Origin of the sequence: Pontibacter akesuensis, assembly GCF_001611675.1 — a bacterium.
Lineage (GTDB): Bacteria > Bacteroidota > Bacteroidia > Cytophagales > Hymenobacteraceae > Pontibacter > Pontibacter akesuensis.
In genome coordinates this window covers 811,895-836,712 of sequence record NZ_CP014766.1, presented here as the reverse complement: position 1 = coordinate 836,712, position 24,818 = coordinate 811,895, and the positions used below count along the sequence as shown (strand labels likewise).

Sequence of the window (24,818 nt, the reverse complement as noted above, 5' to 3'; positions counted from 1 at the left end):
ATGATTTTATAGGTGACTATTCCTCGTGCTTGACCAATTTAATCTTTTGAGTTAGCCCGTGTCATTAAAAAATGTGTTGAAGTCTTTTTATGAATCATTTCTAATTCATAATTCATCATTTCTAATTTGGCGCAGCACTAGTACCAGAGACTGTTCGGGTTGCCGTAGCCGAAGCCTTGGTTTCCGTAGGGGCTGCCGTAAGGCGAGGCGCCGTCTGTGTAGCGAATACCGCCTGTGATGGTAAAGTTGCTGGTAACCTTGTACGTGGCCCTGAAATCAGCGCCCATGCGGCCGGGGCTGTAGAAGCCGCCATTCAGCCCGTTGGCTGGCATGTTCGAAAAGTCTTTCCAGATGTTGCCGCTAAGTATAAGCCGGTCGCTGGCCAGGTAATCGACCCCGACACTGCCGATATAGTGGCTGCCACCGTTGTTGCGGTACATCACCGTAGTGCCCTCGGCACCGGTAAAGGAGGTTTGGTAAGGCGTGGTGTGCACATAGCTCATGCCGGCGTTTACCCGGAAGCGATTGCTAACCTGGTAGCGCACAGTTGGCTCCACAAAAGTGGCACTGCCATACGCGCTGCTGAAGCTGGCACCCATGTTAAGGCCGTAGCTAAGCTTTGGGCCAGTCCAGGATGGCTTCTCATCGGCAGCTATACTTGCTTCTGAAGCAGTGGCCGCAACCGGGGCAGTCATTTCTGCTGTAGGCACTGGCGCTGCATTCAGGCTAGGCTTCACCTCCTGTGCTGTTGCCTGACCGGCGTACAGCAGGCCAGCCGCCATTAATGTTCTAAGTATATTTTTCACGTGAAATCTCTGAAGTATAAATGCTTATACTAAGGTAGCGCTTTGATGGTTCAAAAGCAACTTCACTAAAACGCGCTGCCCTTAGTGTTATTGCACTACTTTGCCTTGGAACCCAGCCAGGCACTGCGAAACTGCTTTATTTCCGGCGTCACCTGCTTGTTTATACTTTCAAACGTCACCACCTCCAGCGTTGGCACCTCCTCCAGCACTATGGTGGTGCTGCGGGTCTGGCCGAGGCGGTTAAATGTTACCGGAATGCTGTCGCCGGGTTTGTGCGCCTTGAGCACTTTCTGCAAGTCTTTCTCGCCTTTGATCTTGCGGCCGTCCAGCGTCAGAATCACATCGCCACGATCCAAACCTGCCTTATACGCCTCTGAATTCACAAAAGTACCGTTCATGATCTCGGCTCCGCCCGCCTTGTGGTTCAGCGAAACCATGGCCAGCGTAGCCTCTCCGGGCTTTGCCTTGCGCAACTCCAGGCCAGCCTGGGCTAAGAGCGGGGCATAGTCCGGCAACCGGCTGCCATTTACGCTTTGCTCAAAAATCTGCTTTGCCCAGGCCGCATCGCCGCTTACTCCCGCCAACGTTTCCTGCAGGTCGGCTGAGGTATAGGGCTTTTCCGGTGAGCCATACTTGCGCCAGAGCGCCTGCATGTAATCGTCGAGTGTTTTGTTGTGCTGCTGGCGCAGCGTCATGTCTAGGGCAAGGCCGAGCATGCTGCCATAAGTATAGTAAGAGATAAACGTATTGTGGCGGTTCACAGGGTCTACAGAGCGGGCTGCATCTACAAAGGGCGCCTGCTGGCTCATCTGTGCCAAGTTGTGGTACTGGCGGCCAGGCGAAAGCAGCACGTAGTTCAGGTCTCCGGCCAAATTCTCTGCATACTCCTTTACATTAAAAATGCCGGTGCGGGCGAGCGTTAAATCGCCGTAATAGCTGGTAAATCCTTCAGCCAGCCACAGCGCCTCGCTCATGTTCGCCTCCTGAAAATTGAAGGGCTCCAGTGTTTTCGGACGGATGCGCTCCACATTCCATGCATGAAAGAACTCATGTGATACCGTGTTCAGCAGAGAACTCATAGCCGTAGCCAGTGGCCTGGAGCTGGTGAGGATGGTGGAGTTGCGGTGTTCCATGCCATCGCCCACGGCCTGCGGCATGTAGCAGCCGATAAAGGTATAGCGGCCGAAATCGTAGTCGGGCAATTCGCCATACACCGCGCGCTGCTCTGCTACAATTTTTCTCGTCTGGGTCACATACTGCTGAAACTGCTCCGCTGTACCCCGGTGATGGAGCGCCACCTGGATAGTTTTAGGATTGCCGTTCTCGTTCACCGTCCATTCCGCGAAATCGAAGTTGCTCAACTCGGTCGGGCTGTCCATCAGGTACTGAAAATCAGGCGCGAAATACGTGTTGCCCTGTTCCTGCTTTAGCTGTGTGGCTACTTTCCAGTTGCTGCCCTCAGGTATGTTGAAGGTGACGTAGGCAGGGGATTTTTCAAAGCTCCTCGCATACATCAGAGTGGCCGGCATGTTCAGGTGCGCGTGCGTTTCGTCCACACCGGCATAGGTGCCGTCGGCATGGTCTGCAAATAAGGTATAGGTGATGATTACTTCTCCTTGGTGCCCCAGCACGTCCCACTCGCTCGTGTTCGGGCGGAAGATTCGGAGCGGCTGGCCCTGTGCATTGGTGGCGCGCACGTTGTACACGTTCTTGGCAAACTCATGTATGGCGTAGCGTCCGGGCGAGGTGCGCGGCATCAGCACTTTCAGCGTGTCCGTCTTCACATCCGAAAACGTGATTTTTATCTCCGCCTCGTGGTGCACCGCGTTCGGGAAAGACAGTTCATACCGTGCCTGCTGCTGTGCCAGTGCGGGTTGGGCCATCAAACCTAGCGCCAGGCCAAGCAGGCTGTATAGTTTAGACTTCATGGGGTAGTGGGAGTAGTTCAGGATTTAAATATAGTGATTGGGGAGGAGGGGAGCAATTTGTGGTTGTTATAGTTAAAAGTCGCAGATTTAGGATGTTGATTTTGTCGGAATTTATAGCTGCTGTAGCTACTCTTCTAACATACTTATCTGGCGTAAGCGTCCGCTTGTGCCGTTAACTGCTTCTGCTATACTTGCATAGCTTCTGCTTTCCGCAACTCAGAACAAGCTATCTTTTCAAGCAACGGCTCATCCTCTAACTCCCAAATACCTAATGTTTCACCTCCTACTTTGGGGCGCTCACGGCTGGGGTAGGGGCCCTATATAAGCGAAGCCCCGTCCTCGGGCATCGCGCTGGGACCTTTTCTTTGCTCACTTACGCTTTGCAATCCCGCCTCCAGCGGGACCGAAAACCTCCAAAGGCGCTCTTTTTCGAGGGCCCCTACCCCCACCCAAGGAATGGAATCAGTTCTAGTAGCCACTGTTCATGCAACTTTAACCTAAAGTCCTCCTTTGGAGGGGGTAGGGGGATGTTTTTACTACTGCTGAGCATTCCCCTCCTCGGAGGGGCAGGGGTGGGTTAATCGTGCACAGAAAGTTGCGCTTGACTTTCATACTTCAGCCAAGCCACCAGCAGATTACTATGCTCCTTGGGGAGAGGGCCAGGGAGCCATCGAAGCCTTCGAAAACGCTTGTTAAAGATAAACCACAACTTTTGAAAAGGAGGGACAGAGGTAATCAGTGTGGCTATTTAGGAGAAGGCAAGCAATAGCTTACAAAAAAATTACCTTTCTAGCCTCTCTCAAACACCTTCGCCTGCACCATACCGCCATAGAACTGTTGGCTATACTTCTCTTTAAAGCCCAATAAACTAAAATGCTCTTCATAATCCGGGAGTTGCCTGGCCTGTACGCCGCTGATCAGGCCGAAAAAAGTATACATGCCCCGGATCAGAAGCCTTTGCCACAGCGGCGGCGGCTGTTGTACTGGCCAGAAATCAGCGAAGAGCCATTTCCCTTCAGGAGCAAGGGCATGCGCCAAGTTCCCCATGAGGTGTTGCAGGCGCTTAGGCGGGAAAAGGTCGAGCAGGAAAGGCGTTAGGATTACATCGAAGCGTTCCTGAGGCTGCAGGCTATCTTCGTTGCCTAGCCTGAAACTGACAGTACACGTATGAGCCTGCCTGCCCTGGGCATATTTTTTCTGCGCGCGCTGAAGCATTGCCGGGGCGGCATCCAGGTATAAAATATCGAGCCGTTTCGCGGTTTGCAGCAGTTGCAGTAAAATCCAGCCGCTGCCCCCGCCAATTACGAGCACCCGCGCCTGTGCAGGTATGGCCGGCAATAAAGCCAGCTGCGCCTGCTGCAGCGATCGGCCGTATACCAGGTGCGCCAGCGTATCATAAAAGGGAGCTGTTCGGGAAAAGCCGCTGTCGGGGAGTTTGGGCAAGTTGGTTCTTTGCTTGATGCCTCAAAAATACATGTTAGCGGTTATAGTGTTGGTCCAGCACGCCTTTTATCTTCTTGAAAACAAAGGCTACAACTTGCTGGCGCATCTTCTCGCCATCACCCTTAAACACCTCGCGGAACTCCTCTGCCTTGCCGTCATACAGGAAAGAGATAAACACTGTGCCCACAGGCTTTTCAGCCGTCTCAGAGCCTCCTTGGCCCAGCAAGCCGGTGGTGGCAATGCTAAAGTCAGCATCCAACTGCTTTTTCAGGCCCATCACCATCTCGTTAGTTACCTGCTGCGACTCTGCGGTGTATAACTCAAGGGTTTCCTTTTTAACGTTCAGCAGTTTCTGCTTCACCTCGGGCTGGTACACCACCATACTTCCCTTAAACACATCGCTGCTGCCTTTGGCGCGCACAAACTCAGAGGCCAGCAAACCGGCGGTGCAACTCTCTGCAAATGCCACCGTCAGGCCCTTGTCCTTTAATTCCATCATCAGCTCAGTCAGCTCTTTCGGATCCATGGGGTAAAATTTAAAGTATAAATGAAGCTTGGTTTACTCGTTTTGGCGCCGTCGGGTTTTGTGGTTTTACGAGAGCGGGAAATGCTTTAGAACTGAGTAAACTGGGTGCGGCGAAGCCAGTTCCGACTGCCACAGGGCTATTTCCGGCACAGGCAGCTGAAGCGGGGCATCCAATTCTACTACCGGCAGATCAGCGGGGACAGGTTTGTCCTTCTTAAAGCGGGCCAGCGTAACATGCGGAATGGGCTTCAGCTTTTTTGCCGGCTGCTGTGCCAGGGCCGCCGATAGTTCATAGCTAAGCGCCTCAAAAGTGGGATTGGCGGCAAAACGTGCCCACAGCAAACGCGGCTGCCTGCGGTTCGGTCCCGGCTCCAGCTGCTCCAGGTCAAGTATAAAAGGCTGATGCCGCTGGGCTACTTCCTGCACCCTGTGGGTTATACTTGTGAGCTGCTCCTGCGGCACGTTGCCGATAAAGAACAAGGTGAGGTGCAGGTTCTGTACAGGCAGAAACCGAATGGCCGGGTGCGTATAGGGCTGTAGGTGCTGCTGCAGCGTATTTTGTACGTCAGGGGGCAAAATAGCGGCTACAAACAACCTGATAGTGTCTTTCATAGTTTTAAAGGGTACGTTTATGATGGTAAATGCGTAAAAACAAAGAGGCCCTGGCAGCAGGATTTCTTCAGGTTTTAAACGAAATTAATTCCGTATGATCCGAAACATATATAAAAGAGTTGCGGCGGGCGCGGCGCTTTTCACCTTCGAGTTGCTGTTTGTATGGCTCCTTTTCCTGGTGTGCATTGTCACGTTTCTCTATATCGGGGCCGAGTTGCTACAGGGCGATACCCTTGGGTTCGATGAGGCAGCCTTCGACTTTGCGGCCAGCTTGGGCAGCCCGGCCATGGACAGCTTTATCAAGTTCATTACTTTTTTTGCCTCACAGCAGTTCCTGATTCCGGCTGGCTTGATCCTGATTGCCTATTTTCTGTTTGTGCGCAAACACCGCTGGTACTCCCTCAAAGTGCCGGTTGTGGCTCTGGGCAGTATATCGCTCAATCTTATCTTGAAGTATTTTTTTGACAGAGAGCGGCCCATGGAGCCCCTGGTGAAGGCTTCGGGCCTAAGCTTTCCGAGCGGGCACAGCATGATGGCAGCCTCTTTTTACGGCCTGATCATATACCTGGTCTGGCAAAATGTGGAAAGCAAGGCCCTGAAGTATACGCTCACGGTGCTGCTGCTGACTTTCGCCTTTTTGATTGGCTTCAGCCGCATTTACCTGCGGGTGCATTACGCTACGGATGTGGTAGCCGGTTTCGCGGCGGGTTTTCTGTGGGTAATCATTGGCATCGGGGCACTGCGCCGCATCGAGCGATACTCTAAAAAGGAGATCACTCCTGTGCTGGAGGACGATCCGGTTGTGAAATAGCGCAGATCGCAAAAAAATATTTTTAAACAGGGATGGCTGTATTAAGAAGCACACTTCCAGATAATTACAGCTCATGCAGCAGGTGCCAGGCTCCTTTTGCGTCGGAATTTGCATAACCAGATCAGAAATTTTTATTCTGAAGTATTGCATATTCTGAAATGCCTGCTAATTTTGCAATCCCAATCAACGCAAAGGGTTTAAGGGTTTTGGGGATTTTGAAGTAGTGTAACGAGTTTTGCGCACGTGGCGAAACTGGTAGACGTGCAGGTCTCAGAAGCCTGTGCCTTCGGGTGTGGGAGTTCGAATCTCCCCGTGCGCACATCATACTTCATTAAAAAAGGCTAATCTTCGGGTTAGCCTTTTTTGTTTTCTGCCGTGCTCAGGCCAGGGAAACCCTCCTTAAACCCCGCTTCCACTAACTAATCCCGCTGGCACAAGCTTCGCTTGTGCCAAATGCCACACCGAGGAGGCCTCATACCCGCAAATTCCGGCAGCAGATAGTCCAATTCTGAAGTTTAGGGGAGCAGGCTTTCATCAGTAGGCGGAAGTTGCTATTTTTAGAGATTAGAAAACCAAGCCACCTCCCAATGCTCCTCACTCCAAAAAAACTCCTGCTCTGCAGTGCCGCGTTTCTGGCCAGTCTTTCCGCTTTCGCCCAGCACCCCGATGAAGTGGCTGCCGTGCGGCAAAAGCTGCAACAGGAGCGACAGGAGGCACTGACTGCAAACACCAGCCCCGCCGCAAAGGCTTCGCGGCTGTTGGATCTGGGTGCCTGGCAGCAGGCAAAACAAGTGCTGCAGGCGGCAGAGCCAGATCAGGAGGCAAAACTGGTGCAGGCACGGCTCGCCATACTTCAGAACGAATTTGAGCGGGCAGAGAAACTAGTGCAGGAGGTGCTGCAGAAAAGCCCTCAGGAGCGCGAGGCACTGCTGCTGCAAAGCAAACTGCAGGTGCAGGCATGGGAACTGGAAAAAGCAAAGGCCACCGCTAAGCATCTGCTCCGGAAGAACCCAAAAGACGAAGCCGCTGCCTTGGCGGTAGGCCGTGCCCTGATGCTGCAGAAGAAGTATGATGAGGCGTTGGGATGGGCAAAGAAAGTACAGGTCTGGAACCCGGAGAATGCCCAGGCTTACCTGCTGGAGTCGGATGTGCATTTCTGGAACCAAAAGCCGGAGCTGGCCGAGCAGCCGCTCATCAACAGCCTGACCTTAGACCCCTTTAACGCGGATGCCCGCTTTAGCTACGGCTATGCCATCTGGCGGCGCGTAGATGCCACCCAGCTCGACGCCATGGCGGCGCAGTGGGAGCTGGCGCTGGCGCTGAACCCGCTGCACTACGTCACGCACTGGCATTGGGGCAACGGACACACAAATTTAACCTATGCCGACTACGCCCAGCCGGAAGACGAGGAAGTACGGAAGGCACTAGCCTCAGCTGATAAACTGTTGTCGGAAAATAAACTGAGAGAGGCGCTAGCTGAGATCCAGATGGTGCAGCAGAAGTATAAAGCCTCTGTTTTGCCTGCCATGCTGAGGGGCTCTGCCTACTATATGGCCTTTGATATGGAGCGGGTGGCGCGGCTTGATTCTGCCCAGGCTATTTTTCAGCGCATCCTGGACAAAAAAGAGCATTACGGTCCGGCTCATAATGCCCTTGCCGCCGTGATCAAGCAAAAGCAACTTACTTACCTCCACAATTATGACTCGCTGCACCAGGTGGTGGAGCAAACGGTGATTAAAGACCCGAAGAACTTTGCACGTGTTTTCCCGGATGCCGCCTATTACCCAGGCAAGGAAGTGCAGCAGATGGTGTGGTCGCAGCTGTATGAGAGCATCGTGTACTTTCCGTTTCTCTCTAAACAAGACGAAAAATTCGTGATTCCGCCGCTGCACGTTGATCTGACGATTGCCATGGGCTCACCGTACTTCCGGCAGGCTACCACGTTCGATAACCGCCAGTGGATGGATATCCGGGGCGTGGGCAGCGGTGCGGCGGGCATTGAGTACGTGGTGCGTGGCTCATACCTGGAGCGAAACGTGGTGCTGCATGAGTATGTACACCTTTTCCACCAGAGCGTTTTCACCGATGCCGAGAAGCGTGAGGTGCGCCGGCTCTACAACCAGGCCATGGCCGAAAACCGCACCCTCGACTATTACTCTGCCAACAACGAGCACGAGTACTTGGCCCAAACCTATCCAGCCTACTTTGAGCCGGTGAAAGTGCACCCGCTCAATCATAAGTCCATCAATACCACCGCCGACCTTAAAGCCAAAGACCCCGAGCTTTATACTTTCCTGGATGGCTTGGTGAAGCGGCAGCAGGCTTACTTGGCAGGAGACAAGCAGGCCATGGCCAGTAACTGGGCCCAGGTATACCTGAACCTGGCTGAGCAGGCGCAGCGGCAGAAAGATCTGAAAAAAGCCACAGTATACTTAGACAGTGCCCTGGTGTGGGATGCGGCCTACCAACCCGCCATACTTGCCTACGCAGGTGTGAAGCAGGAACAGCAGGAGTATCAGGCGGCAAGGGAGTGGCTGGACAGGGCAATAAAAGTTAACCCTGATTACGCTCCGGTGTATGTGGCCGAGGCCAACTTGTACGAAGCCATGAAACGCAGCGGCAAATTAAAAGCCACTGATGCCATGATGCGCCAGGTGGCGCTCTACCAGAAAGCAGCGGCACTCGAAAACGACCTGCTTACGCGTGCCAGCATAAACGAGCGCTTCCGGGAGTTCTACGCGGATTATGGCATGGTACCCGAGGCAATTGCCGTCGCTGAGACGTATGCGGCAAATGCTCCCACAATCTCCACCTACCTCCGCGACAGCCGCGACGAGGCGCTGGCCTATGCCAACTGGCTAAAGGGTACCACTCGCGCCACAGACGAGGCAGCGCAGGAGCTGAAGAAGCTCGTTGCGCTAAAGCCACAGCGTTATGAGCTCCGCAAGCAGTACGCGGATGTGCTGGCGGCTCAGGGCAAGTCTAAAGCAGCCATCGAAACGCTGGAGGAGGCCCAGCGCATTCTTGCCGCCGCTGGCGTGCCACGGGCAGATTTTATGGTGCGCATGGCTGATTACCACCTGCAGCTGGGCAACAAAGATGCTGCCCGGGCTGCCGCGCAACCTTTGCTGGATGGCAAGGCAAAACTGGCTGTGGCGGAGCAGCACCTGCTGGTGCCGGTGCTGGCGGCGCTGGGAGAAGCTGACAAGGCCAAAGCAACCTTAAAGCAACTGCCTAAGCCGCAGACAGTGGTAGAACAGGCGCAGCAACTAGCTGCTAAAGGGCGTATGCAGGAAGCAAAGGGCCAGGCGGGTAGTGCCATCCGCACCTATGAGCGGTCGCTGTTGCTGTACCCTTACCAGCTGGACATCCGGCAGCGGCTGGTGCAGCTGCTACAGCAGAAGAAGCGCCGGCAGGATGCCCAGAACGTGCAGGAGGCAGGAGAGCATTTAACACAATCCAATTAATCCATACATCCAAACCATCTAACCAACAACTTCGATTACATGAAAAAAACACTACTAAAACAGGCATGGGTATTTCTTTTGATGCTGCTTTTTGCTGCCTGCCAACAGGCGCCAACCGGACAGGAAGGAGCGCTGACGGTGGTGAATCCGGTAGACAACAACGCTCAGCCTACGGTGATTTACCTGGTGCGCCACGCAGAGAAAGATATATCGGACCCGGGCAACCAGGACCCGGACCTGACCTCAGCGGGAGTGGCGCGGGCAGAGGCATTGCGCTCACTGCTGGAGGGGCAGCAGGTAGATGCCCTGTACGCCACCAAGTACATGCGCACAAAAAATACACTGAAGCCAATTGCCGAAAGCGCCCAGCTAGAAGTGCAGCAGTATGAGGCGCACGATTTTAAAGGGATTACGGAGAAATTGTTGCAAAACCATGCTGGCCAGACCGTGGTGGTAGCAGGCCACTCAAACACCCTGCTGCCGCTCGTGGAGGCCCTTGGGGCAAAGCGTCCGGTGTCGGATATCTCGGAACAGCAGTACGATTACATCTTTAAAGTTACTGTGGCGCCCAATGGCACCGCAACGGTAGAGACAGACAAGTATGGCGCGACCAGCAACTAAAACGGCGAGCGATCCACTTTTCAAAAGCCCCCTGCAGCAAAGGCTGCAGGGGGCTTTTGCTTTTTAACTAAACACCAACAGCAGGTGCCGCCGTAATATAAAGAAGACAAACAGAAACTTATGCGCCAACTATCTATTAAAGTAAAACAAGGAGAAGGTAGAGAAATACAAAAAATAGCCAAGGAGCACAACGGAAAAAATCTGCAGTTGCAGCCACTGGAGGACGGAGAACTGTTGACCCTGCACCTGAACAACCAGAAGGTAAGCAGCTTTTTAGAAAGCATCAGCAAATATGAGGACGCAGAAATTACCCTCATTCCACGCGGTATTATTACGCTGTACCCTCCGCAGGGTGAGGCGCCCGACCAGGTGGCAGATGTGTCCCTGCGCAGCCCGATTGAAATATTTTTGGGAGGTATACAGAGTGTCGGATCGAAAAAGGGAATGCTTATCTATTCGGCGGCAGGCGGAATTTTAGTTTGGGTTGGCTTGTACACCGGCACTGTATACCTGCTGGTGGCCGCCATGCTGGTGTCGCCATTTGCCGGGCCGGCCATGAATGCGGCCCTGGCCGCCGCGGCAGGCAAAATGCAGTTGCTAAAGCAAAGCCTGATGCGCTATTTTATGGCGATTGGCACAGGTATCCTCGTGACCTTCCTGCTGTCTTTTTTTATCGATCAGAAATTCGCAACGCCTTTGATGGTCTCGGTGAGCCATATTTCGCAGATGTCGATACTGCTGCCCATAGTGGCAGGCCTGGCAGGCGGCGTTAACCTGATTTCGTCGGAACGGGACAGTTTAGTGCCTGGCGCTGCCGTAGGGGTGCTGGTGGCGGCTTCGCTGGCGCCACCCACCGGCCTGATTGGCATGGCGGTGAACTTTGGCAACTGGCAACTGGTGCGGAGCGGCGTGTTTCTGTTGCTGCTGCAATTGGCAGTCATCCAACTCACGGCTGCGCTAATATTCCGGTACATGGGCAAAGTTACGACCAATGGGGTGCGCTTTGCAGATGGGAAGGCCTATGTCTTCAAACTTTCGCTGGCCGTGTCTACGCTGCTGGTGGCAGGGCTGCTGTACTGGCAATACGCCGGGCAGCCGGGCCTGCAGAAAGGCAGTGTAAATGTACAGATAGCCTCCGTTATTCGTACCGAGCTAAACAAGATGGAAGGGATTGAGCCCATTGAGGTGAATGCTCGTTTTACCCGCGGCACGTTACCCAACCTGAACCCCGTTATTTGCGAGGTATACCTGTACAAGCGCAACGATGCTATGACAGATGAAGAGGTAAAGAAGCTGGTGAGTGAAGTACTGTATGCGCGTGTGAAGGCCGAAGACTGGAACGCCGACCCAATGTTCAGTATCACCGTGCTGAATTACCCCGGTAAAGCCGAGAAGCCCTAATTAGTTTTTTACCACCTGTGAGTTTGCCAGCCGGTCGTGAAACATGCTGCGAGTATCAGAGGGAGCGCTTACGAGGAAGCGAAGCGTGAAAAGCAGAACGGAAAATGGTCGGGCAAAAAACCGTATTGTTGTCGCCCTAAAGGAGGGGCGGCTACCGCGGGTAGTGGTCACGCGCAGGTGGAGGAGGTATTTGCCTGGGGTGGCCTGGCAGTAGCAGGTTTCGCCGCCGGCAAAGTATAGCCAGCCCAGCACCAGGTGCAGAAGCCGTTCAGGTTTCAGGAACAGCGCGTTTTCGTCGGTGCTAATGGTGAAATAATCAGCCAGCCCTATTAACGTGAGCAGCAGCAGCACATCCAGGGCAAAGGCGGTAAGTCGGGGGCCAAGGGTGGCGAGTTCAGCGTTCGTGTTAGATTCGGTAAAAGTGGCCTGCATATATGGTAAAGTTATTCGGGAACCTTACTATACTTGCAGCCAGACACTTGGTTACAGCCATGGATGATTTTTGTTTTGTACCGTGTTAAAAACCAGGGGTTTGATGTTTGTGCGATGAGGTGTTTTTCCCTGAGTTACCACGTAGTGGGATTATCCCAGGCAGTTACAAGTATTAGAAAAAGCTAATTTTCCTGCTCCTGCTTTACGCCCGGGTGTTGCAATACCAGGGTGTTGGCCAGCATGTCGTGCAGGGCCTGGCGGCGTTTGGTGAAGGCAGCCATAATGTACCCGATCAGGAAGATCAGGCCCGACAGCAGCTTGCCAAAGTAGCGGCCGCTGGCGCGGGCAAATGACAAGGGGTACCCCTGCGTATCCGTTACAAAAATGCCGAAGAGTTGCTTTCCCAAAGTGGCCTGTTTGGCTGAACTCTCAAAGCCGGCGTAGTATAGCCACCCGATAAAGGCGCTGATTCCCTGTAATTTCGCCCGGTTTTCCCAATCATCCAGCTCCGGTGCCAGCGGAAGGCCAAGAATTGGAATGAGCAGCGCCAGCGCGAGGGACATTAGGAGGGCATCCACAAAAAAAGCAGAAAGCCGGGTCCAGAAACGGGCGTAGGCAAGGGCTAGAGGCGTGTTGTCCTCGTCGTGTTGGTAAAGTTGCATGGGTAAAAGTTGATACTGGCAGCGATGATACGACATCTGGGGCACAAAAAAAAGCCGTCTGCAGGTGCGGGCGGCTCTCTGGTGCTGTTTTATACTTGCCAAAGGTCAGGACTTCTCCGGTGCCGGCGTATACTTCACCACCTTATTCGGGCTTGGCTCCAGGCTCATTAAATAGGTATAAATGGCCCGCAGGTCCTCCTCCTTCATGCCGGAATACATTTTCCAGGGCATCAGCGTCTGGAAATCGCCGGGTGCCAGCTGCTTTTCTGTCAACGCCGGGTCCTCAAACATCTTAAACCGGCGCACAAACGCATCCTCTGTCCAACGTCCTATACCATGCTGCTTGTCGGGAGAGAGATTGGCTGCCCGCAGCACGGCACCGTTTGGAAAGGTGAAGTCCATGCCACCTGCAAAACTCTTGCCTGCTGTCTTTTTATCTTTTGGTGTGTGGCAATCAGCGCAGCCGCCTATGGTTGTCAGGTACTCGCCCCGGGCTAGTTCATCGTTCAGTGCTGTTTGCTGCAGGGCGGGCGGTGCGTCGTTAGACGGCATGGTACGCAGCAAGAGGTTCACCGGGAAATCAGGGTCAGACGCCGGCACCTGGTGCTTAACAGGAGCCAGCGTGCGGATATAGGCCACAATGGCATAGGCATCTTCAGTTGTCAGGTTGCGGTACGACTTGTACGGCATCACCGGGAAGAGTGGTTCTCCGTTCCTGCTTACACCCTTGGTGATGGCTCGGTATATTTCGCCGTCCGTCCAGGAGCCAATGCCTGTTTCCTTGTCGGAGGTGATGTTTCTGGCGTAGAAGGTGCCCGGGAAGCCAAAGGAGTGGTCAAACCTGTCGCCGCCTTTGCCTTCCGTACCGGGCACGGGAGGTCCGGCCAGGCGGGAAAAGTCCCGGGTAGAGTGGCAGTCAATGCAGACGGTGACATGGTTGGCAAGGTAACGACCGCGTTCTATCTGGTCAGAGCTTTTCACCACATTTATGTTTGGTGCCGCATCCACATTCGGAAAAGCGTACTGCAGGTAGATTACCCCAGCTGCGACAGCTACCATGGCAGCCATCAGTACATAGCCAATCACTTTAAATACTTTTTTCATACTTAGACTTGCTTATTATAAGTATAAATTATGTTAAAATATTTATAGTAAGCAACACAACTTTTTTGCAACTTCCTGGATATTTAGTGTGGTGAATAATTTGATGGGCAGAGGCAAATAAAAAAGCCGCAGAAATAATCATGCGGCTTTTTTCATTTGTTTAAGACCTAAGAATGAGTTACTTGAAGGTGTCTTTGCTGTCGATGATCTTTACATCTTTCACGTTCAGTTTATAGTTGGCAACCTCTTCGTCCTCTGCCAGAACCTCCTGCGGAAGGCCCTCCTTTACAAGGTTGGAGTAGCTCATTGGCGAGGGTGTATTGTTCAGGAGCGCCTGTTTCAGCGGTTCGGCCTCACTGTCATCCGTCACGATGGTGATAAACATGTTTTCCGTCTGCCAGTATTTCTTCACCGCCTCGTTCACGTCCTCCACTGTCAGGTTAGCCAGCAACTGGTCCATCTCCTCAATATAGTTCTGGCGGCCGTAAAAGCGCGAGTCCATCAAAAAGCCCAGTTGCTTCTCAGTTGTCTGGATGTAGAGCTTCATATATGAGCGCAGGAACTTGCGTGTCAGCTCAAACTCCTCCTGCGTCAGCCCGTTCTTAATCAGGTCATCCACCTCCCGAATGGCCAGCCTCAGCGCGAAATGGGCATGGCCCACATCTATTCCCTTCAGCTCGGCATACTGCTTTTGCAGGCCCTCGGCAATCTGCACCGGGCGAATCCAGAGGGCAAAGTAGTTCGAGGTACGCGGCACGCCGGGGTTGGGCAACTGGTAGGAGCCGCCCTGGTCGTACCACTCAATGTAAGAGTAGTCGCCGTAGTTCATCGAGCGCGTTGTCCGGATCTTGTCGTACAGTTGGCCATAGCTTTTGCGGTGCTCGCCCAGGTAGGAGTTAGCCACCATCAGGGCAGCAAAATCATCGGCAGAGCGGGTAACCGGCATGGGGGTGCCTGTGAAGATGGCAGAACCAAGCGCATCATTTTTCTTGATAATTTCCACCTGAATGCCATTCGGCTTGTTTGGCTCTCCGGCTTTAGGAATGTTGGGCGTTACCTCCGATAGTTGCGCTACATCGGCCTTCAGCCTGTCCAGGAATTCCTGGCTGTAGTTGCCTGCTATGCCAATCAGCACGTTGTTTCGGGTAAAGTAGTTGCGCCAGTGTTTCTTAACGTCCTCCAGCGTAATGTTCGGCACGGTGGCGGAAGTGCCTTCCACCACATGCTGGTAGTTGGTGCCCCGGAACAGTAGGTCTTCCAGCGCTTTTTTGCTGTACTCCTCATCCGAAGAGGCCCGAATCACCTGGTCCACAAAGTTCTGCTGGTTCGACTTTACGCGTTTGAAATCCTCCTCGGCAAAGGCAGGGTTCAGCATCAGGCCACGCACAATGGGATAAAACTGATCAAGGAAGTCGGTGTGCACCGCAAAGGTAAAGGTTGTTACCTCCTTGTCCACATTGGCCCCGTACTCGGCTGCCCACGGAAAAATCTTATCCTTGATTTCTGTTATGGTCATGTCCTGCGTGCCCGATTCGGAAATCATCTGGGCGGTAGTATAAGTCAGGCCCTTTTTATCTTCCGGGTCCACCATCGAGCCGTTTTTGAACATCAGCTTGATGATCACCTTGTTTGATTCGGGCTGCTTCAGTTCCACCACCTTACCGGGACCAAATGCCTCGTTTGCGTTGAAAGGGGTTGTTGCGGCGGTAGTAGCCGTTGTGGTTGTTTCGGTATTGGTTTGCTGTGCTTCCTGCGGCTGCCTGGCGCACGAGGTGGCCAGCAGGGCAAAGGGAAGTATGTAGGCAGCTATTTTTTTCATGCTCATGTGCTTGCGATCGGTTTATACTTGAGAGAACACCGCCTTACTTTACCGGCGACTTTTCTGTTGGGGCGATGGTGCCCACGGTCATGGTTGCTGGCGTGAAATACTTCTTTGCCACGCGCATCAGGTCATCTGCCGTGATGGTATCGTACACACTGTAGATGTTGTTGAGCGACTCCGGATCGCCGGAAAGCCAGATGAAACGGGCCAGCGAATTGGCGATCGCATCCGGGCTATCCATACTCATGGCAAACGAATACTTGATGCGCGACTTTGTTTCCTCGATTTTCTTCGAATCCATCGGCTTCGTTTTCGCCTGGTTCAGCGCTTTCATCAGTTCGTCTTTCACGTACTGCATGTCCTTTGCATCCAACAGCGAGGCCGACACGGAGATCAGGTTTGGATCGCGGGAGAACTGCGGGCCACCACCAATAAAGCGTGCCTTCTGCTCTTCCACCACCAGTTTGCGGTACAAATCGGAGTTTTCGGCAAAGAGTAGCGTGGAGAGGATACTTAGAGCCGGGAGGTCCTTGTCCTTGTCAGAGAAAGCCGGCCCTTTAAAAGCCAGCGTGAGGTAAGGCGGAAAGCCTTCCTGTTTCACGTGGGCATAGCGGGTTTCTGTTTGCTTTGGCTCCGTGGCTATTTTAGGCTTATAGTTGCCGCGCTTCCAGTCGCCGAAGTACTGCTGTGCCAGGGCATTCACGCGCTCCGGCGTTACATCACCTACTACCACTATTGTAGCATACTCGGGGCGGTAAAAGCGGTCGAAGAAAGTGAGGGAGTAATCGTACTGGTTGGGCATGTCTACCACATCCTCAAAAAAGCCCATAGTGGTGTGCGCGTATGTATGTTTGGTGAAGGCGGTGCTCACCAGTTTCTCATACAGCTGCTGGTAGGGGCTGGCGGAGTTCTTGGTGTACTCGCCCTTCACGGCGCCGGCCTCTGTTTTAAAGTCGTGCACGCTGTAGTTCAGGTTCTGGAAACGGTCGGCCTCAATTTCAAACATCTTGTCCAGCATTTCGGCGTTGCCCGTCATGTGGTACACGGTGCGGTCGATGGAGGTGTTGGCGTTGGCAGAGGCCCCAATGGCTTTCAAAATATCGCCATAAGCTTCTTTAGAGTAGTTGTCGGTGCCCCGAAACATCATGTGCTCAAAAAAGTGGGCGAAGCCGGTTTTACCTTTTTCCACTTCCTCGCGGGAGCCCGCCCGCACCACAATGTAAAAGGCTGCCAGGCCCGGGCTGTTGTAAGGCACCGTTACCACATTCAGGCCGTTGGCCAGCTCTTTCTGGTGAATAGGGTAGGGCAGGATTTTGTCTTTCTGGCTTCTTTGCTGTGCCATTGCCGGGGAAAAGGCAATAGCAAGCAGCAGCAACAGGGCTGCAAATCTGTGTCTCATATGTACTATTTCGTTGAATGTTAAATGCTTGTGAAACAAGTAGCATTCTAGACTACGAGATTTTGATCTTTAGGGCTAAGAGCGTGGCTATATAGCGATATAAGCCCGACTAAGAGGCAGATTTCTCTGTGAGTGTGCGTGCGGCAATTTTTAGTTTTAAGCAAAAATCTGTTACTGAAAACATTTTAATGCATGCTCAGCAACAGATTCTCTAAGTATAGATTGATTACCTGCCTTACATTTTTATCTGTCGCTTCAGCGTAATATCTACTACTTCCTCTACAGAAATATTCTCCCGCTATTTTAAAATCGACAATAATTTTCCCTCGACTTTCTCATAAAGGTCTTTGAAAACTTGAAGGAAATTTCCTGTTACTCCTTAATTCCCGGCTGCATGATCTTATAGCCGGTCTTTTCTTTTTCTTTAGCTACCATCTGCGCAACATCTTCCAAAAGGGCTTTTGCATCGTAAACAATGCCGTCTTTGATGGTATACTTTACCCCGCCAACCCGTACTACTTCGTTATCTTCTGTAAGCTTTATCGCCCCGGTACCATAAAGCACTTTCAGGTTCACCAATGGGTTTTCCGCTACAATCACAAAATCGGCCAGCTTTCCTATCTCCACCGAACCTATCTTGTCGTCCATGCCCAAGGCCTCGGCACCGTTTAGGGTAGCTGCCCTGATCACTTCTAATGGATGAAAACCTGCCTCCCGTAGCAGCTCTAGTTCTCTGATATAAGCAAAGCCGTATAACTGGAAAATAAAGCCTGAGTCTGAACCCGCTGTAACGCGGCCGCCACGGTTTTTGTATTCGTTAATGAAAGTCATCCATAGCCTGTAGTTGTTTTTCCAGTCTACTTCCTGCTCAGTACCCCAGTAATGCCAGTAAGAGCCGTGCGATACCTTGCTGGGCTGGTAAAACTCCCAAAGAGAAGGCATGGTATAGGTTTCGTGCCACTCAGCACGGGTTGCTCGCATCAGATCACGGCTTGCCTCATAAATGTTAAACGTTGGTCCAATGGTGAAATCCAGGGAAAGCAATTCATCCATCACCTGGTTCCATTTTTCAGAATAGGGCGGAGCAGCCTGCTGCCACAGCTTACCTGCTTCACTAAAGCGATCCTGCTCGTTGTTATAGTTGTAATCGGCAGGATAATTTTGAATGGTACGGTCGGTAAAAAGCGCTTCCGGCAAGCCGTACCAATGCTCCATAGAAGTAAGGCCTGCCCTTGCAGAGTGCAGTACGTTCCAACGGGCTACATCCATCTGGGCGTGGTGTCCGGCAGACCGGAGGCCCTCCTTCTTGTTCTGTTCGAGCGCGGCAGCCATAATCTTCGGGCTGGCAGCAAAGAATTTTATACCGTCTGCACCCTTGGCCGCATTGTTCTTCACCCACTTGCGTGCCATCTCCGGCGTACTGATCGGCTCACTACTACCTTGCCCGAAAGCTGTATAAGCCAAAATACGTGGCGCGGTAATTTCATTTTTGGCACTCTTTCTTTTCTGGTCGAGCACCCAATCCAACCCATTGCCTGCCGAAGGATCTCTAACAGTGGTAACACCATGAGCCAGCCACAATTTGAAAACGTATTCTGCATCTGCGCCCTGGGCTTCACCACCGATATGGCCGTGCGTATCTACAAATCCTGGCAGCAGGTACATACCAGTGGCATCAAGCTCTTTGCCACCGATCTTAAGTTTAGGCCTGCTTGCAGCATCTATTTTTACCCCGGGGTAACCAACGGTTTTTATAGCAACGATCTTGTTGTTCTCCACCACAACATCTACCGGTCCGGTTGGCGGTGCGCCATTCCCATTGATCAGGGTAACCCCACGAATAATGAGTTGAGGCCAGGGGCCTTCACCTTCCTGTCTCGGAGGTGCTTTCCGAACCTGGGCCAGCGATGTGAAAAAGATAGAGCAAAGTATAAAAGTGAGCAGGGGCCTTTTCATTGAACCTCTAGTTAGTTAGGAGAGACTAATATATGAATTTATGAGAAAAAAAGGGTATAAATAGGGGGATAGTAACGTTCTGGCTATTGTGCGTTTATGCACAATAGGTTTGGTTAGGCTAAGCCCTTTTTTATAATTTAGCTCAACTGCCCCTCCTGTGTTAGCTTACTTCAAAATATTTTCTAATTATTTAGTTAAAAGAAATAATAGGGTGGGCAAAGCCGGTTTTGCCTTTTTCCACTTCCTCGCGGGAGCTCGCCCGCACCACAATGTAAAAAGCTGCCAGGCCCGGGCTGTTGTATGGCACCGTGACCACGTTCAGGCCATTGGCAAGTTCCTTTTGGTGAATAGGGTAGGGCAGGATTTTGTCTTTCTGGCTGTTTTGCTGTGCCGTTGCCGAGGTAAGGGCAACAGTCAGCAGCAGCAACAGGGCTGCAAACCTGTGTCTCATATGTACTTTTTTGTTGATTGATAATGACTGTGCATCAAGTAGCGTTTTAGACTACGAAATTTTGCAGGTGAAGACTAAGAGTGTGGCTATATAGTGATATAACCTCGACGAAGGGGTGATTTCTCTGTAAGCATGGAGAGTGCAGCCATTATAGATTTAAGCTAAAATCAACTGCTTTAAAAAAAGAAGTTATGCTGAACAACAGACTATTTTAATACAGGCTTATACTATATATTCTTATTAATTACATCAGACACAATATCTTGTATCTCCTCTCAGGTGGTGTTCTCCTGCTTTTGATCTCTTTTAATATCAAACTCAATTTTCCACGTCGTTCAGAATGAAGTTTTTTAAAATAATTCTCTAAATACTGGCTAGTGCAGGCTGAAAGCCCTTAGAAAATGAATTCAGCTTGATATCTACTAAAAGACGACTTCGGAAAGAAGAACATTATCACAACCATCTCTATAATGGCTAAATGTACGGCAGGTAGACATAATAGGAATTGTATGTTTCAAGCGCACAATAAAAACCATCCATGCCGAATGGCTTTTCGGTTGCCTCTGTTTTTTGTATTGACTGTAACATTGGACAAATCTACTATAGCGTTTCTTTTATATAACTTATATTGTGTCTCAATTCTAAACTATAAAAACAAACAGAATGAAACATTACATTTCTCTCCCCCTTTTAAGAAGTTTTGCTTTTTCGCTGCTCCTATTAACTATTTCTTGCGGTGAAAAGGAAGAAGCGCCCGAGCCAGCGCCAAAGGAGCCCTTAGTAGTTACTGTGGCAGGCGGCAATAATTTTGGAGATAATGATAACCAACTTAGCTTTCATGCTAAAGGTGTACACGTTGACGCAGAAGGTAATGTGTATGTATCTGATGAAGCCAACCACCGCGTACAGAAATGGGCACCAGGTGCCTTAAAAGGCATAACCGTAGCGGGAGGGAAAGGTTGGGGCAGTGCAGCCAACCAGTTAGACAATCCATGGGGAGTTTTCGTTGACAAGGCAGGTAACATTTATGTAGCTGACTCCAGAAACAACCGTGTTCAGAAGTAGGCCCCTGGTGCAAAGGAAGGCGTTACCGTAGTTGAAAATAGCTACTCTCCCAAAGGGATCCACGTGGACCCACAGGGAAACATTTATGTTGTTGAGTACGGGAGCAAGCGTGTTCAAAAGTATCCCCCTGGAAACTCGGTAGGTATCACTGTCGCAGGAGAAAGAATAGAAGGCCAAACATCAAGCCATCTTGTATTTCCTCATGGTTTGTTTGTGGATGCTGAAGGTAATGTTTATGTAACGGACTCTCATTATGACCGCGTCCAGAAGTGGGCACCAGGAGCCACTGAGGGTGTTATTGTTGCTGGAGGCAAAGGACCAGGTAACGCAGCTTTCCAGTTAACTGAGCCAACAGGCATCTTTGTGGATGAAAAGGGATACATCTATGTAGCTGATTCTGGAAATGCACGTGTACAGAGGTGGAGGCAAGAATAGGCTGCTGTGTCTAGAAACAAAAAATTAGCTGTATCTGCTAAAAAAAATCTTACTTATGTATTTTGCCAATAGATAAATAAAGCTGAGTCTAGCAAATCTAATGGCAAAACACATTTATTAGTTCTCAAATATATACTCAGCTGTTCTGCTTCGTCGCTTATTACGACCACGTATTACTAATACGTTTGGTTTGTCTGGCACCTGCTTTACTATGTTTTTTTACTGATTCAGTCGGTAATCTTCACGGCACCAAGTGCTTTTGATTTTTTTACCGTCTATCCCATCATGCTATCTCATTACCTCCACCCAGCCTTTGTATTGCCGGTTTGTTTTAAGGTGCTGCAGCACATAGAAATAAGAGCCATTAGGAAGTCCGGCGGCAGACCAGTCATTTTGATAGGATTTAGACTGGTATACGAGCTTGCCCCACCTGTTGTATATCAGAATTAGGTTCTCTGTATCTTGCTGTAGCGTGTTTATAACAAAAGCATCATTCTTCCCATCACCATTAGGCGTGATGATATTAGGTATGATGAGAGCCGGACTATTATTTTCTTCTATTTCTTCTGGTATTTCATTTGTTTCCAGAGCCGCAAGAGAGCCTTTCAAAAGAAATATATCGTAAAAGTTTCCTGATTGCTTCGATGTTGAATTTTGAAAAACGAAGTTGTCTGATACAAAAGAACCAGACACGTAGAAATCGCCCATGTTATTAATAAGTATAGACATGGGATTGACAGCGCCTTTTGCATCTGAGCGGATTGCCCCTGCTACTTGTCCGTCTTTGGTTATTTTAGTAACAAAAAGATCTGTGTATTCTGGAAATTGTGTCTTGAAACGAGTTGAACCGAAACTAACATCACCGGAGAAAAAGCCTGTAAGTATAATATGGTGGCTACTAGTAATTTTTAAACTTGTGCCCGCTAAGCCGCCTAAATAGGGCACCAGTTCTCTGTCAAGGGTATATTGCCAGATCAGCCTTCCATTTAAATTAAATTTCTTGAGTACAGTAACCTTTGCAGGTGAATCAGAAAAGCTACCTGCAACATATATGTTATTTGCATCATCTAGGGCTAACTCACTGCTTCCGCTTAAGGTGTGAGCATTTTTGCCTATGTCTATAGACCATAGGGGTATTCCGTTTGTTGTAGATTTTAGTAGGAACATGTTAAATGTATTTGGTGATGCATGCTCCTGACTTCCTATTACAATCTTGTCTTTATAAGATCCCAGCAATACAGGTTGTAACTGTGTATTAAATTTAATGGAAGTACAACCGATTGAATGTACTGATTCTGCTATCAACTGGTCTGAAAGCAGATTTCCATTTACATCTAATTTTGCTAGTTTAAGATTATATCCCAGTCTATCAGAATATATTGTTTGTGATTCATTGTAAGCGAAATAAATGTTATTCAAGGGGTCGGCAGCAACTGCATTAAATGCATTAAAATAGATGGAGGCAGGTGCCATCCAAACCCAAAGAGGTCTGCCCTCCGGATCATATTTTGCCAGGAAGCTTTGAGGAGTATTTGGAAAGCTAACGTATTTTTGAGAGCCATATGTTAATTCCCCTATAAAATTTCCCATAACGTATATGTTTCCCTTAGTATCTAGGGTGGCTGTATGCAGAACTCCTCCAAAAGTGCTCTGTAGTGTCTGTGCCCAGACAGTTTCACCACTTCTGTTTACCTTTGCAATAAATCCACAGCTTTTCTCTTTAGGAGCATGACTGACTAGTTCAACATTACCCAAAAGCATCCTGCCTTCACCTCCTGTAAAGTATCCTGTTAAAATTACGTCACCCGCTGGTGTAAGAAGAGAAGAGCTAAAATTGTTAGTTTCAGAACTGCCGTATCTTTTCAGCCATCCATTATCTTGTGCAATTAGGTTAGAGCTGTCGCTAAAAAGGGGGAAAAGTAGAAATATTATAAGGGAGCAGATTCTAAGATTCATAAAAGCAGAAGTATGCGAGGTATGCACAGGTAAAGATTATTATTTGTTTTCCAGCAGGGCGTAAAATGAACGGGGCACAGCTAAATTCAATAGATGCAAAAGCCATTAACTTTCGCATCTATTGAATCTATATTTGACTATTTCTCATTATTTTATTATTCTTAATTGCCCAATATAGGCAGATAAATGGAATCGGGCTAACGAATATACTATATAGGCTAAATACATTTTAGGGTAGTTTATAGCGGAGGCCTTCATTACTTTAAAATCCAAAACCCGCCCCAACTGCCAATGGACAATAGGGGCGGGTTTAATAATATAAGCAGGAGTATTTATATACTTAGCTGCGCGGTATACTTACACCAATTTTGCAACTCTGTTTTCTTCCTCCAGTTTCTGAAGCAACTCCGGGTTCGAGGTTTCCACCAGGCCTACTTCGCGCTCCGGGTGGAACTCGCCCTCCCAGCGGGCCACTACGGCGGTGGCAAGGCAGTTACCGGTCACGTTCACCGATGTGCGGGCCATGTCCATCAGCTCGTCGATGCCAAGTATGGCGAACACCGGCCACACCGGCAGGTTGAACGAGGCCACGGTGCCCAGCAGGATCACCAGGGAGGCGCGCGGCACACCGGCCACGCCTTTGCTCGTCAGCATCAGGGTGAACACCATCACCAGCTGCTGCTCCCACGTCAGGTTGATGCCCGCGGCCTGGGCCACGAAAACGGAGGCGAGGGCCAGATACAAGGTAGTGCCGTCGAGGTTAAAGCTGTAGCCGGTAGGCATAACGAAGGCCACGATCTTGCGCGGCACGCCCAGCTTCTCCATCTCCTCCATGGCGCGCGGCAGGGCCGCCTCCGAGCTGGTGGTGGCAAAGGCGATGGACACCGGGCCGGAGATGGCTTTCAGGAAACGCACGATCGGCACGCGGGCGATCAGGGCCACCGGCAGCAGCACCACCACCGCAAAGACGATCAGGGCCACGTAGAGGGTGATGAGCAGCTGGAACAGGTTCAGCAGGATGCCGAAGCCCATGTGCCCCACCGTGTAGGCAATGGCGGCGCCCACACCGATCGGGGCGAAGTACATGATGATGTTGGTGAACTTGAACATGGTCTCGGAGAGGCTCTCGCAGAAGTCCAGCATCGGCTTGCGCTTCTTCTCGCCCACCATGGCAAGGCCGATGGCGAACAGGACGCTGAACACCACAATCTGCAGCACCTGCCCCTCGGATATGGACTTCACGATGTTCTCGGGGAACACGTGCAGGATGATGTCGGATGTGCTCTGCGCGGCCACCGGGGCGATCTCCTCCTGGCTCTGCGCCAGTCCCGGGTCTATGCCCACGCCGGCGCGGCTGATGTTGATGGCGGCCAGGCCGATGAACAGGGCCAGCGTGGTAACGATCTCAAAGTACAGGATGGCTTTCCAACCCATGCTGCCCACCTGCTTCAGGTTGGAGTGGCCGGCAATGCCCACCACCAGCGTGGCGAAGATAAGCGGGGCGATGATGGTCTTGATCAGCTTGAGGAAGATCTTGCTCAGCACGTTCAGGCTGACGGCAAACCCGGGGAAGTCGTAGCCTATGGCGCAGCCCACCACCATGCTGACCAGAATCCAGGTGGTGAGGGAGCGCTTCTGCAGGCCGTAGAGCAGCAAAACGCCCACCACCGTCCAACGCACGCCCATCAGCACCTCTGCCGGCAGTGAAATAAAGCTGTACTGCTGCAGTACAGTCAGGATGGCCGCCACAGTTATACTTAGCAGCGCCGCCATCGGTAATAAAGACTTTTTCATATACAGTGAGTTGTAAAAAGGAAAGGGTCGGATTAGCCTTTTCCTCAAGAAAAGCCTTTGTAGCAAGTGCGGCTGAAAAGCCTTGAAATGATGAATTTGCCGACAGGGCACACCTACAAAAACTTAG

Annotated in this window: 20 protein-coding genes and 1 tRNA gene; 7 read left to right on the top strand and 14 right to left on the bottom strand. The window is 51.0% G+C overall.

The features are described from left to right. Positions 1–137 precede the first annotated feature (137 nt). The 5 genes from A0W33_RS03480 to thpR form a co-directional block, all read right to left on the bottom strand. Complete coding sequence (locus A0W33_RS03480) at positions 138–806, bottom strand: hypothetical protein (protein WP_068836884.1); 669 nt, start codon at positions 804–806, stop codon at positions 138–140. 95 nt (positions 807–901) lie between these two features. After that, a complete protein-coding gene (locus A0W33_RS03475; RefSeq protein ID WP_068836883.1) occupies positions 902–2,734 on the bottom strand; it encodes a M61 family metallopeptidase in 1,833 nt (610 codons plus the stop codon). Between the two features lie 789 nt (positions 2,735–3,523). Beyond that, on the bottom strand, positions 3,524–4,177 hold the full coding sequence (locus tag A0W33_RS03470) for a class I SAM-dependent methyltransferase (protein WP_068836882.1): 654 nt from the start codon (positions 4,175–4,177) through the stop codon (positions 3,524–3,526). A gap of 34 nt (positions 4,178–4,211) precedes the next feature. After that, complete coding sequence (locus tag A0W33_RS03465; RefSeq protein WP_068836881.1) at positions 4,212–4,703, bottom strand: CinA family protein; 492 nt, start codon at positions 4,701–4,703, stop codon at positions 4,212–4,214. A gap of 66 nt (positions 4,704–4,769) precedes the next feature. After that, complete coding sequence (gene thpR / locus A0W33_RS03460; RefSeq protein WP_068836880.1) at positions 4,770–5,315, bottom strand: RNA 2',3'-cyclic phosphodiesterase; 546 nt, start codon at positions 5,313–5,315, stop codon at positions 4,770–4,772. Positions 5,316–5,409: 94 nt separating this feature from the next. On the opposite strand from thpR, the gene A0W33_RS03455 reads away from it, so the two are divergent. The 5 genes from A0W33_RS03455 (at position 5,410) to A0W33_RS03435 (ending at position 11,615) form a co-directional block, all read left to right on the top strand. Further along, the gene (locus A0W33_RS03455; protein ID WP_068836879.1) at positions 5,410–6,126 is read left to right on the top strand and encodes a phosphatase PAP2 family protein; all 717 of its coding nucleotides are present in this window, start codon (positions 5,410–5,412) and stop codon (positions 6,124–6,126) included. Positions 6,127–6,363: 237 nt separating this feature from the next. Then, positions 6,364–6,445 (top strand) — tRNA-Leu (locus A0W33_RS03450). Positions 6,446–6,713: 268 nt separating this feature from the next. Beyond that, positions 6,714–9,593 carry a tetratricopeptide repeat protein gene (locus A0W33_RS03445; RefSeq protein ID WP_068836878.1) on the top strand — a complete coding sequence of 960 codons (2,880 nt, stop codon included), beginning with the start codon at positions 6,714–6,716 and terminating at the stop codon, positions 9,591–9,593. Between the two features lie 39 nt (positions 9,594–9,632). Further along, positions 9,633–10,214: a histidine phosphatase family protein gene (locus tag A0W33_RS03440; protein WP_068836877.1), complete on the top strand. Its 582-nt coding sequence runs from the start codon at positions 9,633–9,635 to the stop codon at positions 10,212–10,214. A 120-nt stretch (positions 10,215–10,334) separates the two neighbouring features. Next, the gene (locus A0W33_RS03435) at positions 10,335–11,615 is read left to right on the top strand and encodes a DUF389 domain-containing protein (protein WP_068836876.1); all 1,281 of its coding nucleotides are present in this window, start codon (positions 10,335–10,337) and stop codon (positions 11,613–11,615) included. On the opposite strand, the gene A0W33_RS03430 is transcribed toward A0W33_RS03435, so the two are convergent. The 7 genes from A0W33_RS03430 to A0W33_RS03400 form a co-directional block, all read right to left on the bottom strand. Continuing rightward, positions 11,616–12,047 (bottom strand): RDD family protein, encoded by a 432-nt coding sequence (locus A0W33_RS03430; RefSeq protein WP_068836875.1) that lies wholly within the window; start codon positions 12,045–12,047, stop codon positions 11,616–11,618. It lies immediately after the preceding gene. A gap of 182 nt (positions 12,048–12,229) precedes the next feature. Further along, positions 12,230–12,709, bottom strand: a complete 480-nt coding sequence (locus tag A0W33_RS03425; protein WP_068836874.1) for an RDD family protein — start codon at positions 12,707–12,709, stop codon at positions 12,230–12,232. Positions 12,710–12,814: 105 nt separating this feature from the next. Next, positions 12,815–13,813 (bottom strand): c-type cytochrome, encoded by a 999-nt coding sequence (locus tag A0W33_RS03420; protein WP_068836873.1) that lies wholly within the window; start codon positions 13,811–13,813, stop codon positions 12,815–12,817. Positions 13,814–13,991: 178 nt separating this feature from the next. Continuing rightward, on the bottom strand, positions 13,992–15,638 hold the full coding sequence (locus tag A0W33_RS03415; RefSeq protein ID WP_068836872.1) for a M16 family metallopeptidase: 1,647 nt from the start codon (positions 15,636–15,638) through the stop codon (positions 13,992–13,994). A gap of 37 nt (positions 15,639–15,675) precedes the next feature. Beyond that, the gene (locus A0W33_RS03410; protein WP_068836871.1) at positions 15,676–17,034 is read right to left on the bottom strand and encodes a M16 family metallopeptidase; all 1,359 of its coding nucleotides are present in this window, start codon (positions 17,032–17,034) and stop codon (positions 15,676–15,678) included. 372 nt (positions 17,035–17,406) lie between these two features. Beyond that, a complete protein-coding gene (locus A0W33_RS03405; protein ID WP_068836870.1) occupies positions 17,407–18,990 on the bottom strand; it encodes an amidohydrolase family protein in 1,584 nt (527 codons plus the stop codon). 190 nt (positions 18,991–19,180) lie between these two features. Next, entirely contained in the window at positions 19,181–19,441 is a 261-nt protein-coding gene (locus tag A0W33_RS03400) for a hypothetical protein (protein ID WP_068836869.1), read from the bottom strand. Between the two features lie 663 nt (positions 19,442–20,104). Between A0W33_RS03400 and A0W33_RS03395 the strand changes: the two genes are divergently transcribed. Together A0W33_RS03395 and A0W33_RS03390 are read left to right on the top strand one after the other, a co-directional pair. Continuing rightward, positions 20,105–20,506 carry an NHL repeat-containing protein gene (locus A0W33_RS03395; protein WP_068836868.1) on the top strand — a complete coding sequence of 134 codons (402 nt, stop codon included), beginning with the start codon at positions 20,105–20,107 and terminating at the stop codon, positions 20,504–20,506. 57 nt (positions 20,507–20,563) lie between these two features. After that, positions 20,564–20,941, top strand: a complete 378-nt coding sequence (locus A0W33_RS03390; RefSeq protein ID WP_139237195.1) for an NHL repeat-containing protein — start codon at positions 20,564–20,566, stop codon at positions 20,939–20,941. Positions 20,942–21,229: 288 nt separating this feature from the next. Here the strand turns inward: A0W33_RS03390 and A0W33_RS03385 are convergent, their stop codons facing one another. Beyond that, positions 21,230–22,897 (bottom strand): gliding motility-associated C-terminal domain-containing protein, encoded by a 1,668-nt coding sequence (locus A0W33_RS03385; protein WP_068836866.1) that lies wholly within the window; start codon positions 22,895–22,897, stop codon positions 21,230–21,232. 357 nt (positions 22,898–23,254) lie between these two features. After that, positions 23,255–24,691 (bottom strand): dicarboxylate/amino acid:cation symporter, encoded by a 1,437-nt coding sequence (locus tag A0W33_RS03380; RefSeq protein WP_068836865.1) that lies wholly within the window; start codon positions 24,689–24,691, stop codon positions 23,255–23,257. Between the last annotated feature and the right edge of the window lie 127 nt (positions 24,692–24,818).